We start from the raw sequence: 16,676 nt of genomic DNA, 5'->3' as shown, positions 1-16,676 counted from the left end.
CGTCCCCCGATCGCGCCCACCCCGCCGCCGCATGTGTCCCGGGCCGGTTTCCGGGCCGCGTCCCGGGCCGGTTTCCGGGCCGGTTTCCGGCCGGTCCGCGGTCAGTTCGCGGGCAGCTCGCCGGGCTTGTCCACGACGGCGCGCTGCTGCACCGCGGTGTGCTGGACGACCATGCCCTTCGGTCCGAGGTCGCTGTCCCGGAGCAGCACCTCCCGCTCGCCGAGGAACTCGTAGCCGGTCCGATCGAAGATCCACTCCGATCGGACGGTGCCGTCCTCCCGGGCCACCGCGACCCCGTGCCGCCCGAGGGCGTCCACCGCGTCGTCCACCAGCGTGACGCCCGGGATCAGCGCCGCCGCCCGGTAGAACGCGGCGCTGGTCTCCGGTGCGATCAGCTGCTCGCTGATCAGGTTGCCGATGTCCCTGAACGCGGCCTGGTCGGGCTGCCCGCCCTTGCCGTTGCCCTCGGCGTAGACCATCCCCAGGAGCTCCCGAGGATCGGTGGGCAGCGTCGTCAGATAGTGGTACGTCGGCCGGGCGATCCCCGCCGGACCGGGTGCCGGGACGAGGGCGATCCGGCCCCGCGGGTTCTCCGGCCGGCCGAACGCGGTCGCGTCCTCGATCAGCCCGTTGGCACTGCCGTCCACCGACAGCCAGACCGTGCGCGGGTGCGTCGGCGTCGTCTGCGTCCGGCCGGTCGCCGCGTCGTAGCGGGCGCCGCTCCACTCGCTCCGCACGCAGACGTACTGGTCGTCCCGGACGGTCGCGCCCGGCCGGCTCGCCGAGACCTGGGCGATCCGGTCCAGCAGCTGGACCGCGTCGGCCGGCCCGGCCGCCGGCCGCGACACCGCGGGCCGCGGCGCCGCGCCCGGGGTGTCCGGGGCGCCCCCGCCGCCGGTGGTCAGCACCACGGCCAGCGCCAGACCTCCCGCCAGCGCCGGCAGCGCCACCCAGCCGTACCTGCTGCGCCGTGCCCGGGCCGGCTTCGCGCCGATCTCGCTCATCAGATGCCCCCTCAACAACCGGTGGCGGTCGGCGGAGAGCCCGGGAGTCCCCGGCGCCGGCAGCAGCCGGTCCAGCTCCGCTCGGTCGTCCTCGTTCATCGGTTCGTCCCCCGCATCGACCGGACCGCGGGTGTGCGGTCACCCCGTACCTGTCCGCCGCCCGCGCCGGGTTCCGCGCCGGCGGCCAACTCCTCGGCCGCCAGCCCCCGCAGTCTGGTGCGCGCCCGGGACAGTCGCGACCGCACCGTCCCGACCGGTATCCCCAGGGCCTGCGCCGCGCTCGCGTAGTCCAGGCCCGCCCAGACGCAGAGGGTGAACACCTCGCGCTCCGGCTTCCTCAGCCGGGCCAGCGCCCGGTGGGCGGCGGCCAGCTGCGCGGCGTCGTCGAGCCGGCCGACCAGTTCGTCGGCGAAGTCCGGGACGGTCTCCCGGGCGGGCAGCCGGGCCATCGCGGCCCGGTGCCGGCGGGCCGCCCGGCTGGTGTTGCGCAACAGGTTGGCGGCGATCCCGAACAGCCAGGGCCGGACCGGCTCGTCGCCCTCCCTCAGTGTCGCCCGCAACCGCCAGGCCTCCAGGAAGGTCAGCTGGACGACGTCCTCGGCCACCGCCCGGTCCCCCGAGACCCGCAGCGCGTAACGGTAGAGGTCCTCCGCCGCGTCATCGAACACCTCCCCGAACGCCCATTGGTCCCCGTCCCGCAACCGGCCCCGCAGTGACAACTCCACGCCCCCACCTGTCCGCGGCGGACGCCGGGTTCCCTTCTGCCGGTGAAGTGCTCAGGAACAGCGCATGCCGCGGTTGGCCAGGGCCAGACCGCTGACCTCGCCGCCGTCCACGGTGAACTCGTACCGCCAACCGCGCGCGCCCAGGTCGCCCTCGGCCGGCAGCTCGAACGTGCCGTTCCCGGCCTGCCCCAACCCCTTGTCGCCGTAGGCCTCCCGGAGCGCCTCGACCGTCGAGCCGGCCCCGATGCCCTCGGCGGTCCGGGTGCCCGCCGGGACCACCAGCTCCCGCAGACCGTCCGGGCCGAAGCCGACCCGGCCGGTGGTCCGGAACGCGGCGTCGCGGGCCGCCCGGGCCGCCTTCAACGCGTCCGCGGCCTTGGCCAGCTGGTCGAACGTCCCCTGGTAGGCCTTCATCCGCTCGGTCTCGGCCAGCTGGAACTGGGAGTGCAGCTTGAGGTCCGTCAGCGAGGGGTGCGGCGGCAGGCTCCGCACCGCGCCGGGCTTGCTCCGGCCGGCCTGCGCCTTGACGTCCAGCTCGTCGTACCTGGCCTGGGCGGCCGCCTCGGCGGTCATCCTGGCCGGGTCCGGCGCCGGGCCGCCCTTGTAGACGAAGTCGACGCACCCGTTGAGCAGCGACACCGGGGCCGCCTCCAGGACGCCGACGGCCAGCGCCGCGTCCCTGGCCATTCCGGGCCTGAGCCCCCGGTAGCCGCCGGCCCCGAGCCGCCCCGGGGCCGGGTTCGCGGCCGGCTTCGCGGCCGTCGCGGCCCGGGCGGTCGGGGCGGCCTCGCTCTTCCGGTGGGAGGCGCAGGCCGCCGCCGAGACGACCAGCGCCGCGGTCAGGGCGGTGGCCGCCGTGCGCCTGATGCGCGTCGTGCTCATGATGATCTTCCCCCTCGTCGCAGGACACCGTACCGAAGCTCCGGCGGTGCTCCGCACCGGGCCCGCGCGGGGGCGGTCCGGCCTTCCGGGCCGTGGGCCCGCGTCGGGGGACGCGGGCCCACCCCCCGTCGGGGCGGGGCGCCGGCTCAGCCGGACGGCGGAGCGCCGGCCCCCCGGGCGTAGTGGGCGGCGGCCAGGACGGAGGCCATCAGCTCGGCGTCCAGGACCGAGGTGTCGGCCAGCCTGGTCGCCGCCGCGTGGGAGTTGAGCAGGGTCTTGGTGACCCGCAGAGCGGCCTCGGGGCGGCGCGTGACGGGCCTGACCCACTCGGCCACGGCCTGGTCCAGGTCCTGCTCGGGGACGACCCGCTGGAGGATGGAGAGGGTGTACGCCTCCGCGGCGCCCACCGGGCGGCCGGTGAGGATGATCTCGCGGGCACGGGCCGCGCCGACCTCGTGGAGCAGCCGGGGCAGCAGGCCGCCCCAGGCGACGGGCAGGCCGAGGGTGAGTTCGGGCAGCCGGAAGCTCGCGCTGTCGGCACCGACCCGCAGGTCACAGGCGAGGGCCAGGGCGAAGCCGGCGCCGATCGCGCGGCCCTGCACCCGGGCGACGGTGACGGCGGGGTTGTTGGTGAGGGCCTCGCAGACCCGGCGGGCCAGGGTGCCGGAGTGCCGGATGCCACCGCCGGTGGGGTCCACCCCGAGGGAGTCGGCGAACTCGTCGCGGTCGCCGCCGAGGCAGAAGTCCGCGCCGGCGCCGGACAGCACGACCGCGCGGACGGCGGGGTCCGGGACGGCGAGGACGGCGAGGAGCTCCTCCAGCATGGCCGCGGTGACGGCGTTTCCGGTCGCGGGGCTGTCCAGCTCGATCGACAGCACCGCGTCCCGGCGCTCGACCCGGACGGCGCGGGCCGTCACCGGGGGGTGGGCGGCGGCGGCCTCCGGGGGCCTGGCCCCGTACCCGGCACGGTCGTGGGCGGGCTCGGCCGCCCCGCCCGGTCCGGGCGGCACCGGAGGCTGCGGGGGGTACGGGGGGTGCTGCGCGTACGGGGGGTACGGGACCGCCTCGGAGGAAACGTTCATGCCGCCACTCTCAAGGACATCACCCGGTGGAAGACCATCCGGGGTGCGAACTCGGGCTGACCCACCACCCGCAGGTCCGGGAAGCGCCGCAGCAGCTGGCCCAGCAGGATGCGCGCCTCCAGCCTGGCCAGGGCCGCGCCGAGGCAGTAGTGGGCACCCCCGCCGAAGGCGATGTGGGAGCCCTTGCGGAGGACGTCGAAGGTGTGCGGGGCCGGGTTGCGGCGCGGATCGCGATTGGCTGCCCCGTACATGACATGCACCATGGTGTCCTTGGGGACGAACACCCCGGCCAGCTCCGTGTCCTCCCCCGCGACCCGGCTGTTGAGGCGGATCGGCGGGTCGTAGCGCAGCGCCTCCTCGACCGCGTCGTCGAGGTGCTCCGGCCGGTCCCGCAGCCATTCCCAGGTACCGGGGGACCGCAGCAGTGACCACACCATCAGGGAGAGCGACGCCGCGGTGGCCTCCAGGGAGGCGATGGTGACGAACATGGTGAGCTCGTAGACGGTCCGGTCGGTGGCCTCCCGGTCCGACTCCAGCGCGTCCCAGGTGCGGATCCAGCCGGAGACCACGTCGTCGCCCGGATTGGCGCGACGCTTCCGGACGAGGTCGGTGAAGTACCGCCGCAGGTCCAGGGTGGCAGCCTCGGAAATCGCCAACTGGCTCTTGGTGGGCAGGAGTTCCTGGGCGTGCACCTGGTTGTGGGTGATCTCCAGGATGTGCGCGAAGTCCTCCGGCGGGATGTCCAGCCAGCGCCCGACGGTGTTGATCGGCAGCTGGTCGCCGACCAGCGTGGCCAGGTCCGCCTCACCGTCGACGCGTATTCGCTCGGCCAACCGGTCGAGCAGCCCGGTGACGTCGGCCTCGATCTCCGGCTCCATGGCCTGGAGCGTGTGGCGGCCGAAGAGGTTCCCGAGGCTGTGCCGCTGCCGGGTGTGCACCGGTGCGTTGAGCCGGTGGAGGGTCCGGCTCATCTCCTGGGTGGCGACGGCCTGCCAGCGCTCGGTGTCGGCCTGCCGGTCCTGCCAGGCGAAGTCGGGGACGAGCCAGTTCCGGCCCCGCAGGACCTGGTCGCACGCGTCGTAACCGGTGACCAGGTACCCGCCCCACGGAGCCGGGACGAGATCGCCCATGGCCCGCAGCTCGTCGTAGACCGGGAACGGATCGGCCAGCCCCTCCGCCGACCGCAGCCGCCGCAGAAGCGGCACGGCGACGCGGCGGTCGACGGTTCCAGCACGGCGCTCCGGGTTCCCGGGGCGGGCTTCCATCATGGCGGTCACGCGGGGCTCCTTGCGCTGGCGGGCAGTACGGCGGCGACCTACCCACCGGGAGCACGCTCAAGCGTCAATCGGAGTTGCCCCCGTCACATGCCCGAAGTCGCCGGACTCCGTTCACCGCTGAGCGACCGTACGGACTCCGACGCCGCCCCCGGTCAGAGCCGGAAGACGTCCAGGAAGGAGCTCCACCACCCCTTCTGCTTGACCGGGGCCCGGCCCACGCCCGGCGCGGACGCGCCGGCGGCCGGCGGGTGCGGCGTCCCGTTGGCGGCCGCCGCGGCGGGCGGGCCGCCCGGGCCGGAGCCCGTGCCGGGCACCGGGGGACGGACGGGTGCCGGGCTGAACCGCACCGGCAGCGAGACCAGTCCGCGCTGGAAGGGGCCCGGCCGCCAGTCCAGGCTCTCCGCGGGCGCCGCGAGCGTGACGTCCGGCAGCGCGTTGAGCAGGCACTCGATCGCGGTCAGCGCGATCAGCTGGGCCGGGGACTTGGCCGGGCACGCGTGCGGGCCCGCCCCCCAGGCCAGGTGGGCGCCCTTGCTGAGGGTCAGCCGGGCGTCGGTCAGCGTGGGGTCGCTGTTGGCGGCGGCGAAGCTGATCACCACCGGGCTGTCCGCGGGCATCCGGACCCCGCCCACCTCGACGTCCTGCATCGGGAAGTGCGTCGCGTAGTTGGCGATCGGCGGGTTGTTCCACAGCACGTCGTCGAGGGCGTCCTCGATGCGCATCCCGGGGCCGCCGTCGCCGGACAGCAGCAGGAGCAGCGCGTTGCCTATCAGATTGCGCTCGGGCTCGACCCCGGCGCCCATCAGCATGACCAGCTGGTCCTTGAGCTCCTCGTCGCGCAGCCCGGCCGGGTGCTGGACGAGCCACGAGGTGATGTCGTCGCCCGGCTGACGGCGCTTCAGCGCCACCAGGTCCATCAGGCAGGCGTTCAGCTCCTCGTTGGCCCGCAGCACGTCCAGGCCGTCGAAGAGCGCGGACATGCTCCGGGTCAGCCGGTCACCGATGTCGGCCGGGCAGCCGAAGAGCTGGTTGAACAGCAGCAGCGGCAGCAGCTTGGCGTAGTCGTTGAGCAGGTCGGCCCGGCCCAGCGGGCTGAACTGGTCGATCAGGTAACCGGCGATCCGCTCGACGTGCCGGTTGAGCCGGTTGTCGTTGAGCCGCTCCAGGCTCTCGGTGACGGCCTTGCGCAGGCGCAGGTGCTCGGTGCCGTCGGTGAAGAGGCAGTTGGGCCGGTAGAACATCATCGGGAGGACGGGGCTGTCCATCGGCACCCGCCCCTCCTTCAGCGCCGACCACCGCCGGGAGTCCCGGGCGAACAGCCCCGGGTTCTGCAGCACCCGCAGGGCGACCTCGTGCGAGGTGACCAGGGTCGCCTCCACCCCCGGGGACAACTCCACGGGGGCGACGGGACCGTGCGCACGCAGGACGTCGTAGACCGCCTCGGGGTCGGAGGAGAACAACTCCCCGTACAGCGGGGTCGAGCCGCCGTGCATCGGGCAGCCCGGAGGAGGCGACTGCGGGGCGGGTCGCTGCGGAGATTCCATGGGTGGTTCCTCGGAAGTGGCCCCGGGCGGGTGCGGCCCCGGGAGGCGGTGACGGGAAAGGGGGGTCAGGAGGCGCGTTCGAGCAGGTGCCGGACGAGGGTCAGCAGGGCGTCGGCCGACGACCGCTGGTCACGCGCGTCGCAGAACACCACCGGGGTGTGCGGGAGCAGGTCGAGCGCCTCGCGCAGTTCGTCCTCGGTGTAGTCGCTCTGCCGGTCGAAGCTGTTGACCGCCACGGCGTACTCCAGGCCGTACTGCTCGATCAGGTCGATGACGGGGAACGTGTCCGAGAGCCGGGTCGGGTCGGCCAGCAGCAGCGCTCCCAGCGCCCCCTTCGCCATGTCCTCCCAGAGCTGCATGAACCGCTGCTGGCCCGGCGTGCCGAACAGGTACAGCACCAGGTCGTCGCCGAGCGTCAGCCGGCCGAAGTCCAGCGCGACGGTGGTGGTCTTCTTGTCCGGTACGCCCCGGAGGTCGTCGACGCCGGTGGACGCCTGCGTCATCTTCTCCTCGGTGCTGAGCGGGGCGATCTCCGACAGGGCGCCGATGAGCGTGGTCTTGCCGACCGCGAAGTGCCCCACGACCAGGATCTTGACGGCGGTCGTCACCCCGCCCGGGACGTAGATGTCCTCAGGCGAACCGGCGTTGAAGTCCATGCAATACCTTCTCTAGGAGTCTCGGATCCGGGGCCTGGGCGGGCGGCGGGGCCGCCCGGCGCAGCAGCCGCCCCTCGCGGATCAGGTCCGTCAGCAGCAGCCTCACCACCCCCACCGGCAGCTCCAGGCGGGCGGAGACCTCGGCCACCGAGAGGTAGCCGCCGGAGCACAGTTCCCAGATCGCCAGGGTCTCCGGGCTCGGACGGACCGGGAGACCCTGCCCGGGAGCGACGGTGACCAGGGTGATCAGGGACAGGTCGTCCGCGCTCGGCAGCTCGCGGCCGCCGGTGATGACATAGGAGCGGATGAAGCCGCTGGCAACCCGCTGCTCCTCGCCGGGAACGGTCATGAGCCGCTGTGTGAACTCTGGCGCGGCGCCGCTGTCATCGCCCGTCCGAGCGCGCCCACCTGCTGCTGCATCCGGAAGGACATGGCCTCCATGTCGACGTCGGAGGCGGTGGAGGCCGCGAGGTAGGCTCCGCTGCCGGCCGCGATCAGGAAGATCCAGCCGTGGTCGTACTCCAGGAGCGTCTGGCGCCACGTCCCGCCGCCGCCTCCGACGAACGGCGCGACGGCCCGGCTCAGCGACTGCATCGAACTCATCGCGGCGGCGTTGGTCTCCGCCTCGTCACGGCCGATCTCGCTGGAGCGTTCGAGCAGCAGGCCGTCGGCGGAGACGAGGATGGCATGCCGGGCACCGCGCACCTGAAGTACATCGTTGAGCACCCAGGACAGATCAGGGCTCACTGGATCTCGGTTCCTTCCGTGGTCATGGTGTTGCGCCCGGACAGCGTCCCGCGCTGGAACGCGCCGAGGCGGGACGCCGTCTCCTGGCCGCCGGTGGTCGGCACCGGCTCGTCGACGCGGCCGGAGTCCTGCGGGTGCGGGACCACCGAGACGGTGCGCTGGCGCCGGCGCCGGGGCAGCCGTCCGTCCGCCGTCATCTCCGGCTCCGCCTGCGCGGCGACCGGGGCGAGGAGGGCCGGGGCGGGCTCGGGCAGCGACGCGAGCCGCTGCGCGGGGGCCGGCGCCCGGACCTGCAGGGTCTGCTCCACCAGCGGCTCGCTCTGGTAGCCGCCCTGGTGGGCGGCCTGCGGCTCGCCCTGGTACCCGCCGTTGTACTCGGCGTACTCGGCGTGCTCGGCGGCCACCGGGGGCGCGACCTCGCTGCTGAGCAGCTCGGCCGGCAGCAGCACCACGGCCCGCACACCGCCGTAGGGGGAGACCGAGTCGACGGACACCCGGAAGCCGTAGCGGGCGGCCAGCATGCCGGAGACGGCGAAGCCGAACTTCGGGGGGTTGCCCAGGCCGGTGAGGCTGATCGGCGCGCCGGGGTTGAGGAGCGCCGCGGCGCGGTCCTTCTCCTCCTGCCCCATCCCGAGACCGGCGTCGTCGATGATCAGGCAGACCCCGGTCGGGACGGCCTGGACGCTGATCTCCACCGGGGTGTCCGGGGCGGAGTAGTTGGTGGCGTTGGCCAGCAGCTCGGCCACGACGACCGCGACCGGCTCGACGACCTTGCTGGCCAGCGAGACGCTGACCCGGGAGTGGATCTGCACCCGGTCGAAGTGCCGGATCCGGCCCTGGGCGCTGCGGGCCACGTCGTAGATCGAGGCGACGGTCTCCCGGCGGCCCAGCCAGCCGCCGCAGAGCACCGCGATGCCCTGGGCGCGCCGGCCGAACTGACTGTTCGTGTGGTCGACCAGCATCAGGTCGGCGAGGATCTGCGGGCTGTCGCCGTACTTCCGCTGCACCTTGTCGATAACGACCTGCTGCTCGTCGGCCAGACCCTGCAGGGTCCGCATCGCCGCCTTGAGGACGGCCTTGGTGTCCTCCTCGGCGTCCCGGCGGACCTCCGCCAGGACGGCGGCGTGCTGGCTCTGCAGCCGCGCGTTCAGCGCGCCGAGATCGTCGCGCTGCCGGTGCGCCAGGCCGGTCGCCTCCTCAAGGGAAACGTTGCGCTTGCGCAGGGAGAGGTTCGTCCTGCGAGCTTGGAGGGCGATCACGACCGCTACGAGCATCACCACGATGGAGACCCAGAAAAAGGGTTCCTGCACAAATGACGTCATGAAACTCTCTTCAGGTGGCATCGCGTCAGGAACAGGTCCGGACCGCCCTGCGCGAATGGGACTGGCGGCCTGCGCCCGGCCGAAAGACACCTGTTGTTCCAGCACGTCGGTGGAGCTCTTCCGGCACGAGACCTGCGGCAACGCCTATCGCGGAGTTAGCTTACTGCAACTCCTGGCATGTCAGAACAGTTGCCAATCAGGGCAGTTGGGGAGAAACTCTGTCACCGCGCGACACTCCGACTGCGACGTACCGGACATTGTGACCCCGCGTTCACCCGCACCTCACACGCGGGCCACAATCGGATCCGGGCACAGAGTGATCAGTTCGCTACGCTCCGATCCCGGATCCCCGCGCGGCCCGGGTCCGATGCCGCGCACCGCCCGGGAAAACGGCGGCGGGGCCGCGTCCGAAGACGCGACCCCGCCACTCGGGCTCTCGGCCGTCAGCGCATCGAACCCGTGCGGAGCAGGGTGCGGATGACGCGCATCGCGACGGAGAGGCTGGACAGCTCGTAGTTGTCCGAACCCCTTATGTCGTCGAGCGTGCTCTTGGCGCGGTTCAGCAGGGTGGAGTTGAGCTCCGCCCAGGCGGTGTACCGCTCCTCCGGGGTCGCGCCCTCCGGGCCGCAGGCCAGGATGTCGGCGGTCAGCGCCGCGTGGGCCGCGAAGAGGTCCTCACGGATCGCGGCACGGGCCATCGACGACCAGCGGTCGGTCCGGGGCAGCTCGATGATGCGGTCGAGCAGGTGGGTGATCTGGAGCCGGTCGGCGAGGTCGTAGTAGAGCTCGGCGACCTCGGCGACGTCCTTGCCGGACCGGTCCGCGACCTCGGTGATGTCCAGGGTCGGGAAGGTCGAGGACAGGCCCGCGACCCGGCCGGCCAGGTCCTCCGGCACGCCGGCCGCGACGAGCTCGCCGTAGACCGACTCGAACCAGACCAGGTCCTCGCCGCGCAGCGGCTTGGGCAGCGAGCCCCAGACCTGGTTGACCCGGTCGTGGAAGAACTCGATGGTGCCGGCGATGTCCAGCGGCTGGCGGCGGTTGTTGAGCATCCACCGGGTGGCGCGCTCGACGAGCCGGCGCGAATGCAGCCGCATTCTGGTCTGGGCACCGGCGGGGACCTGGTTGTCCAGGTCCTCGATCTCGGACCAGATCTCCTCCAGGCCGAAGACGGCCCGCGCGGCGGTGTGCGTCCGGGCGATCTCCTCGTACGTGGCGCCGGTCTCCTCCTTCAGCCGGAAGGCGAAGGTGCAGCCGCCGCGGTTGATCGTGTCGTTGACGATCAGCGTGGTGATGATCTCGCGGCGCAGCGCGTGGTTGTCGATCGCCTCGGCGAACCGCGCCCGCAGCGCGCTCGGGAAGTACTCGTGCAGCGCGGTGCGGAAGAACGGGTCGTCGGGCAGCTCGGTGGCGAGCAGCTCGTCGGCCAGGGTGATCTTGGTGTAGGCCAGCAGCACCGACAGCTCGGGCTGCGAGAGACCGCGGCCGCTCTGCTGGCGCTCGCGGATCTGCCGCTCGGTGGGCAGGAACTCCAGCCCCCGGTCGAGCCGGCCGTCGCGCTCCAGGCGGTTGATCATCCGGGAGTGGACGTTGACCATGCTGGTCGCCTGGGCCGCCGCGTTGGCCAGCACCACGTTCTGCGCGTAGTTGTTGCGCAGCACCAGGTGGCCGACCTCGTCGGTCATCTCGGCGAGCAGCTGGTTGCGCTGCTTGACCGTCATGTCGCCGTCGGCGACGACCTGGTTGAGCAGGATCTTGATGTTGACCTCGTGGTCCGAGGTGTCCACACCGGCCGAGTTGTCGATGGCGTCGGTGTTGATCCAGCCGCCGGCGCCCTGGAGGCCGCCGGACGCCGCGTACTCGATGCGGCCGAGCTGGGTGCAGCCGAGGTTGCCGCCCTCGCCGACGACCCGGACCCGCAGCTGCTCGCCGTTGACCCGGATGGCGTCGTTGGCCTTGTCGCCGACCTCGGCGTTGGTCTCGGTCGAGGCCTTGACGTAGGTGCCGATGCCGCCGTTCCAGAACAGGTCGACCGGCGCCTGGAGGATGCGCTTCATCAGTTCGGCCGGGGTGAGCCGGCTCTCCTCGATGCCGAGCGCGGCCCGCGCCTGCGAGGTCAGCTGGATCGACTTGGCACTGCGCGGGAAGACCCCGCCGCCGGTCGAGATCAGCGACTTGTCGTAGTCGTCCCAGGAGCTGCGCGGCAGCTCGAAGAGGCGGCGGCGCTCGGCGTACGAGACGGCCGCGTCCGGGTTGGGGTCGAGGAAGATGTGCCGGTGGTCGAAGGCGGCGACCAGGCGGATGTGCTCGCTGAGCAGCATGCCGTTGCCGAAGACGTCACCGGACATGTCGCCGATGCCGACGACGGTGAAGTCCTCGGACTGGGTGTCGTGGCCGAGCTCGCGGAAGTTGCGCTTGACCGACTCCCAGGCGCCGCGGGCGGTGATGCCCATGCCCTTGTGGTCGTAGCCGGCCGAACCGCCGGAGGCGAACGCGTCGCCCAGCCAGAAGCCGTACGACTCGGCGACGCCGTTGGCGATGTCCGAGAAGGTCGCGGTGCCCTTGTCCGCGGCGACGACCAGGTAGGTGTCGTCCTCGTCGTGGCGGACCACGTCGGCCGGGTGGACGACCTCGCCGCCCTTGAGGTTGTCGGTGATGTCCAGCAGTGCCGAGATGAAGGTCTTGTAGGACGAGATGCCCTCGGCCAGCCAGGCATCGCGGTCCACCGACGGGTCCGGCAGCTGCTTGGCGACGAAGCCGCCCTTGGCGCCGACCGGCACGATGACGGTGTTCTTCACCATCTGCGCCTTGACCAGGCCGAGGATCTCGGTACGGAAGTCCTCACGCCGGTCGGACCAGCGCAGACCACCGCGGGCGACCTTGCCGAAGCGCAGGTGCACGCCCTCGACCTGCGGCGAGTACACCCAGATCTCGAACGCGGGGCGCGGGGCCGGCAGGTCCGGGATGGCCTGCGGGTCGAACTTCATCGACACGTAGGAGTGCCACACGCCCGCTTCGCCGCTGTGCTGGAAGAAGTTGGTGCGCAGGGTGGCCTTGATCAGGTGCAGGAAGGAGCGCAGGATGCGGTCCTCGTCCAGCGAGGCGACCTCGTCCAGCGCGCCGGACAGCTCCTCCAGGATGCCCTCGGTCAGCTCCGCCGCACCGAGCTGGTGGCTGGGGCTCAGCCGGGCCTCGAAGAGGTTGACCAGCAGCCGGGTGGTGTGGGTGTTGTTGCGGAGCGCGTCCTCCATGTAGTCCTGGGAGAACGTGGAGCCCGCCTGGCGCAGGTACTTGGCGTACGCGCGCAGCATCGTCGCCTGGCGCCAGGTCAGCCCGGCGGTCAGCACCAGCTCGTTGAAGCCGTCGTTCTCGGCCTTGCCGGTCCAGGTGGCGGCGAAGGTCTCCTGGAAGCGGTCGCGGGCCTCGTCGGTCAGCTCGACTGCCTCGCGCAGCCGCAGGCCGAAGTCGTAGACCCAGGCGGTGGTGTGGTCCGAGCGGGTCAGCGCGTACGGGTGCTCGTCCAGCACCTCGACGCCCAGCCGCTGCAGGACGGGCAGGACCTCGGTGAGCGAGATCGGGCCGCCGACCCGGTAGATCTTGAACCGGCGCTCGTCGTCACCCGCGCCGACCGGCTGGTACAGGTTGAGGCGGAAGTCGCCGTCGCCGTGCAGGGCCTCGATCTGCTTGAGGTCGGCGACGGCGGTGCGCGCGGTGAAGTCGGCGCGGTAGCCGTCGGGGAAGGCGTTGGCGTACTTGCGGGAGAGCTCGGCGGCCCGCTCCTCGCCCAGCTCCAGGTGCAGCTGGTCGTTGAAGCCGTCCATCCAGAACCGGGCGGCCTCGGCGAGCTTGCCCTCGATCCGCTCGATCTCGGCGTCGGTCAGGTGCGGCAGTTCGCTGCCGGGGGTGACCCGGACGACGAAGTGCAGACGGGTCAGCACGGACTCCGTCGACCAGACCGTGTAGTCGATCGAGGCGCCGTTGAGCTCCTGCATCAGGATGTCCATCAGGCGCAGCCGGATGCGGGTGGTGTAGCGGTCGCGCGGCAGGTAGACCAGCGCGGAGAAGTAACGCCCGTACTCGTCCTGGCGCAGGAACAGCCGCAGTCGGCGGCGCTCCTGGAGGTAGAGCACGCTGGTGGCGATCTGGAGCAGTTCCTCGGCCGGGGTCTGGAAGATCTCGTCCCGGGGGAAGGTCTCCAGGATCTGCAGCAGGTCACGGCCGTCGTGGCTCTCGGTGGAGAAGCCGGAGCTGAGGATGACGTCCTGGACCTTGCGGCGGACCACCGGGATGCGGCTGACCGACTCGGTGTACGCGGCGGCCGAGAAGAGGCCGAGGAAGCGGCGCTCGCCGATGACCTCGCCGTTGGCGTCGAACTTCTTCACGCCGACGTAGTCGAGGTAGGCCGGGCGGTGCACGGTCGAGCGGCTGTTGGCCTTGGTGAGGACGAGCAGCTTCTTCTCGTGGGCCTTGGCGCGCACCGGCGCGGAGAGCCGGCCGAAGGCCTCGCTGACCGGGTGGTGGTCGTCGTCGTGGCCGAGCGGGTCGGAGCGCAGGATGCCCAGGCCGGTGCCGGCGACGGCCTTGAGGACCTCCTCGCCCTCGTGCTCCACCAGGTCGTACTCGCGGTAGCCGAGGAAGGTGAACTTGTCGTCGGCGAGCCAGCGCATCAGCTCCCAGGCCTCGCCGACCTCCTGCTCGGGCAGGTGGGCCGGGGGCTCCTCGGCGAGCTCGTCGGCCAGACGCAGCGCGGATTCGCGCATCTTCGTCCAGTCCTCGACGACCTCGCGGACATCGCCCAGGACCCGGCGCAGATCGGTCTCGATCGAGCGGAGGTCCTCGCGGTCGGTCTCGCGGTCGATCTCGATGTGCATCCACGACTCGACGACGGCGTCGGCGGGCCACTCGGCGCCGGCGGCCTGGCTGCGGGCGCAGGCGTCGATGTCCAGGATCTCCAGCAGCCTGCCGGTGATGTCACGGCGGACGACCAGCTGGGGGTGGATCACGATGTGGATCGCGCGGTCCTGGCGGGACAGCTCGTTGGTGACCGAGTCGACCAGGAAGGGCATGTCGTCCGTGACGACCTCGACCACGGTGTGGCCGCAGGACCAGCCGTTCTCCTCCACCGACGGAGTGTGCACGCGGACCTCGGCGGTGCCCTGCGGGCGCTTGAGGCCGAGACGGTAGTGGGAGGCGGCCGCGCCGTACACGTCGACCGGGTCGCGGTCGATCAGGTCCTCGGGCGCGGTGTGGAGGTAGTAGTGGTGCAGGTACGCGGTCAGAGCGCCGTTGCTCAGACCCTCCCCCGGCGCCGCTCCCCCCACCTGGCTGTTCTCAGCGGCTGCTGCTGCCTTCGTGAGCAGTTCGGCCTTGGCTGCGTCCAGCTTGGTCTGCATGACTTCTTGGCTCCTGTCGCGCGCCGTTGCGTGACTCGGTGGTGTGTGGGATCACCGCCGGGTCCACCGCAATCCTGCCGCACCAACCGGCTGAAAGGTCTCCATGGCGCGCATGAAATACCTCCGCAGCGGGTAGGACGAGACGTTCGGCCTGCAGCCACCCGACGACGCCAGCCAGCCTAACGGGAGGATTCGAAGGTGTCAGGGGACAGGGAGGCGCAATCCTGCAGGAAGATCCCTCCGTCCTGGACACCATGTCCAAACCGGCCCGTCATGTTCGCCATCAGCCCATATGCGGGTGAACATACGTGGTCGCCGGGACGAAGGTCTCCTTGATCGACCGGGCCGAGGTCCACCGCAGCAGGTTCTGCGCGGCACCGGCCTTGTCGTTGGTGCCCGAGGCCCGGCCGCCGCCGAACGGCTGCTGCCCGACCACCGCGCCGGTCGGCTTGTCGTTGATGTAGAAGTTGCCCGCCGAGAAGCGCAGCTCCTCCACCGCCTGCGCGATGGCGTAGCGGTCCTGGGCGATCACCGCGCCGGTGAGACCGTACGGCGCGCCCGAGTCGACCCGGCGCAGCACGTCCTCCCAGCGGGAGTCCTCGTAGACGTGGACGGCCAGGATCGGGCCGAAGTACTCGGTGCGGAAGATCTCGCCCCGGTGGTCGGAGGAGACCAGCACGGTCGGGCGGACGAACCAGCCGATCGCGTCGTCGTACTGGCCGCCGGCCGCCAGCTCCACGGTCGGATCGCTCTTGGCCCGCTCGATCGCGTCGCGGTTCTTCTCGAAGGCCCGCCGGTCGATCAGCGCGCCCATGAAGTTGGAGAGGTCGGTGACGTCGCCGACGGCCAGCGCGTCCACCTCGGCCAGGAACTCGTCCTTGATCGCCTGCCAGAGGCTGCGCGGCAGGTAGGCGCGGGAGAGCGCCGAGCACTTCTGCCCCTGGTACTCGAAGGCGCCGCGGACCAGGGCGGTCCGCAGGATCTCCGGGTCGGCCGAGCGGTGGGCGAGCAGGAAGTCCTTGCCGCCGGTCTCGCCGACGATCCGCGGGTACGTCCGGTAGCCGCCGATGTTGGCACCGACGGTCTGCCAGAGCGACTGGAAGGTGGCGGTGGAGCCGGTGAAGTGCAGCCCGGCGAGGGCGGGGTCGGTGAGCGCCACCTGGGAGAGCTGCTGCCCGTCGCCGGTCACCATGTTGATCACCCCGGGCGGCAGCCCGGCGGCCTCCAGCAGGCGCATCAGGTAGTGCGCGGCGAGGGTCTGGGTCGGCGCCGGCTTCCAGACCACGGTGTTGCCCATCAGCGCGGGCGCGGTCGGCAGGTTGCCGGCGATGGCGGTGAAGTTGAACGGGGTGATCGCGTAGACGAAGCCCTCCAGCGGGCGGTGGTCGGTGCGGTTCCACACCCCGGGCGAGGAGATCGGCTGGTCCGCCAGGATCTCGCGGGCGAAGCGCACGTTGAACCGCCAGAAGTCGATCAGCTCACAGGCGGAGTCGATCTCGGCCTGCTGGGCCGTCTTGGACTGGCCCAGCATGGTGGCCGCGTTGAGCGTCTCCCGCCAGGGCCCGGCCAGCAGGTCGGCGGCGCGCAGGAAGACCGCCGCCCGGTCGTCGAAGGAGAGCCCGCGCCACTGGCGCCCGGCCGCCAGCGCCGCGTCCACCGCGGCCCGGGCGTCCTCGCGGGTGGCGTTGCCGAGCACCCCGAGCTTGGCCGCGTGGTGGTGCGGCTGGACGACCTCGATCCGTTCGCCGCCGCCGAACCGCTGCTCACCGGCGATGGTCATCGGCAGCGGGATCTGCTCGGCCGCCAGCTCGTCCAGTCGGCGGAGCAGCCGGGCCCGCTCCGGGCTGCCGGGCGCGTAGCCGTGCACCGGCTCGTTGCCCGGGGTCGGGACCTGGGTGACTGCGTCGATGGGCATGGCGGCTCCGCTCGTCGTACTGGTGGCCTGGCGTCAATCCAGACTGACGAGCGGCGGGCCGATTCGCCCGCTCGGACACGCCACCGGGGGACGTGGTTCGCACCACGCCGAAGGCCACCGGCCCCCCTC

General features: G+C 72.0%; 12 protein-coding genes. All 12 read right to left on the bottom strand.

Annotation, left to right across the window (positions count from 1 at the left end):
* Positions 1 to 101: 101 nt before the first annotated feature.
* The gene (locus ACFXHB_RS34695; protein ID WP_380579230.1) at positions 102 to 1,103 is read right to left on the bottom strand and encodes a CU044_5270 family protein; all 1,002 of its coding nucleotides are present in this window, start codon (positions 1,101 to 1,103) and stop codon (positions 102 to 104) included.
* Positions 1,100 to 1,729 carry an RNA polymerase sigma factor gene (locus ACFXHB_RS34690; protein WP_380579228.1) on the bottom strand — a complete coding sequence of 210 codons (630 nt, stop codon included), beginning with the start codon at positions 1,727 to 1,729 and terminating at the stop codon, positions 1,100 to 1,102. The genes ACFXHB_RS34695 and ACFXHB_RS34690 overlap by 4 nt, the downstream gene beginning before the upstream one ends.
* A 51-nt stretch (positions 1,730 to 1,780) precedes the next feature.
* The gene (locus ACFXHB_RS34685; RefSeq protein ID WP_380579226.1) at positions 1,781 to 2,611 is read right to left on the bottom strand and encodes a hypothetical protein; all 831 of its coding nucleotides are present in this window, start codon (positions 2,609 to 2,611) and stop codon (positions 1,781 to 1,783) included.
* Between the two features lie 146 nt (positions 2,612 to 2,757).
* Complete coding sequence (locus ACFXHB_RS34680; RefSeq protein ID WP_380579224.1) at positions 2,758 to 3,693, bottom strand: enoyl-CoA hydratase/isomerase family protein; 936 nt, start codon at positions 3,691 to 3,693, stop codon at positions 2,758 to 2,760.
* Complete coding sequence (locus ACFXHB_RS34675) at positions 3,690 to 4,823, bottom strand: cytochrome P450 (protein WP_380579236.1); 1,134 nt, start codon at positions 4,821 to 4,823, stop codon at positions 3,690 to 3,692. The genes ACFXHB_RS34680 and ACFXHB_RS34675 overlap by 4 nt, the downstream gene beginning before the upstream one ends.
* A 299-nt stretch (positions 4,824 to 5,122) precedes the next feature.
* On the bottom strand, positions 5,123 to 6,514 hold the full coding sequence (locus ACFXHB_RS34670) for a cytochrome P450 (protein WP_380579222.1): 1,392 nt from the start codon (positions 6,512 to 6,514) through the stop codon (positions 5,123 to 5,125).
* Between the two features lie 65 nt (positions 6,515 to 6,579).
* A complete protein-coding gene (locus ACFXHB_RS34665) occupies positions 6,580 to 7,170 on the bottom strand; it encodes an ATP/GTP-binding protein (protein ID WP_380579220.1) in 591 nt (196 codons plus the stop codon).
* Positions 7,145 to 7,519 (bottom strand): DUF742 domain-containing protein, encoded by a 375-nt coding sequence (locus tag ACFXHB_RS34660; protein ID WP_380579218.1) that lies wholly within the window; start codon positions 7,517 to 7,519, stop codon positions 7,145 to 7,147. The genes ACFXHB_RS34665 and ACFXHB_RS34660 overlap by 26 nt, the downstream gene beginning before the upstream one ends.
* Entirely contained in the window at positions 7,516 to 7,917 is a 402-nt protein-coding gene (locus ACFXHB_RS34655; protein ID WP_380579216.1) for a roadblock/LC7 domain-containing protein, read from the bottom strand. The genes ACFXHB_RS34660 and ACFXHB_RS34655 overlap by 4 nt, the downstream gene beginning before the upstream one ends.
* On the bottom strand, positions 7,914 to 9,239 hold the full coding sequence (locus ACFXHB_RS34650; protein WP_380579214.1) for an ATP-binding protein: 1,326 nt from the start codon (positions 9,237 to 9,239) through the stop codon (positions 7,914 to 7,916). Before ACFXHB_RS34650 ends, ACFXHB_RS34655 begins: the two co-directional genes overlap by 4 nt.
* Positions 9,240 to 9,682: 443 nt before the next feature.
* Positions 9,683 to 14,632: an NAD-glutamate dehydrogenase gene (locus ACFXHB_RS34645; protein WP_380579212.1), complete on the bottom strand. Its 4,950-nt coding sequence runs from the start codon at positions 14,630 to 14,632 to the stop codon at positions 9,683 to 9,685.
* A gap of 283 nt (positions 14,633 to 14,915) precedes the next feature.
* Positions 14,916 to 16,541: an L-glutamate gamma-semialdehyde dehydrogenase gene (pruA, locus tag ACFXHB_RS34640; protein ID WP_380579234.1), complete on the bottom strand. Its 1,626-nt coding sequence runs from the start codon at positions 16,539 to 16,541 to the stop codon at positions 14,916 to 14,918.
* Between the last annotated feature and the right edge of the window lie 135 nt (positions 16,542 to 16,676).

Source organism: Kitasatospora sp. NPDC059327, from assembly GCF_042752535.1.
GTDB lineage: Bacteria > Actinomycetota > Actinomycetes > Streptomycetales > Streptomycetaceae > Kitasatospora.
This window is presented reverse-complemented; position numbering and strand designations above follow the sequence as displayed.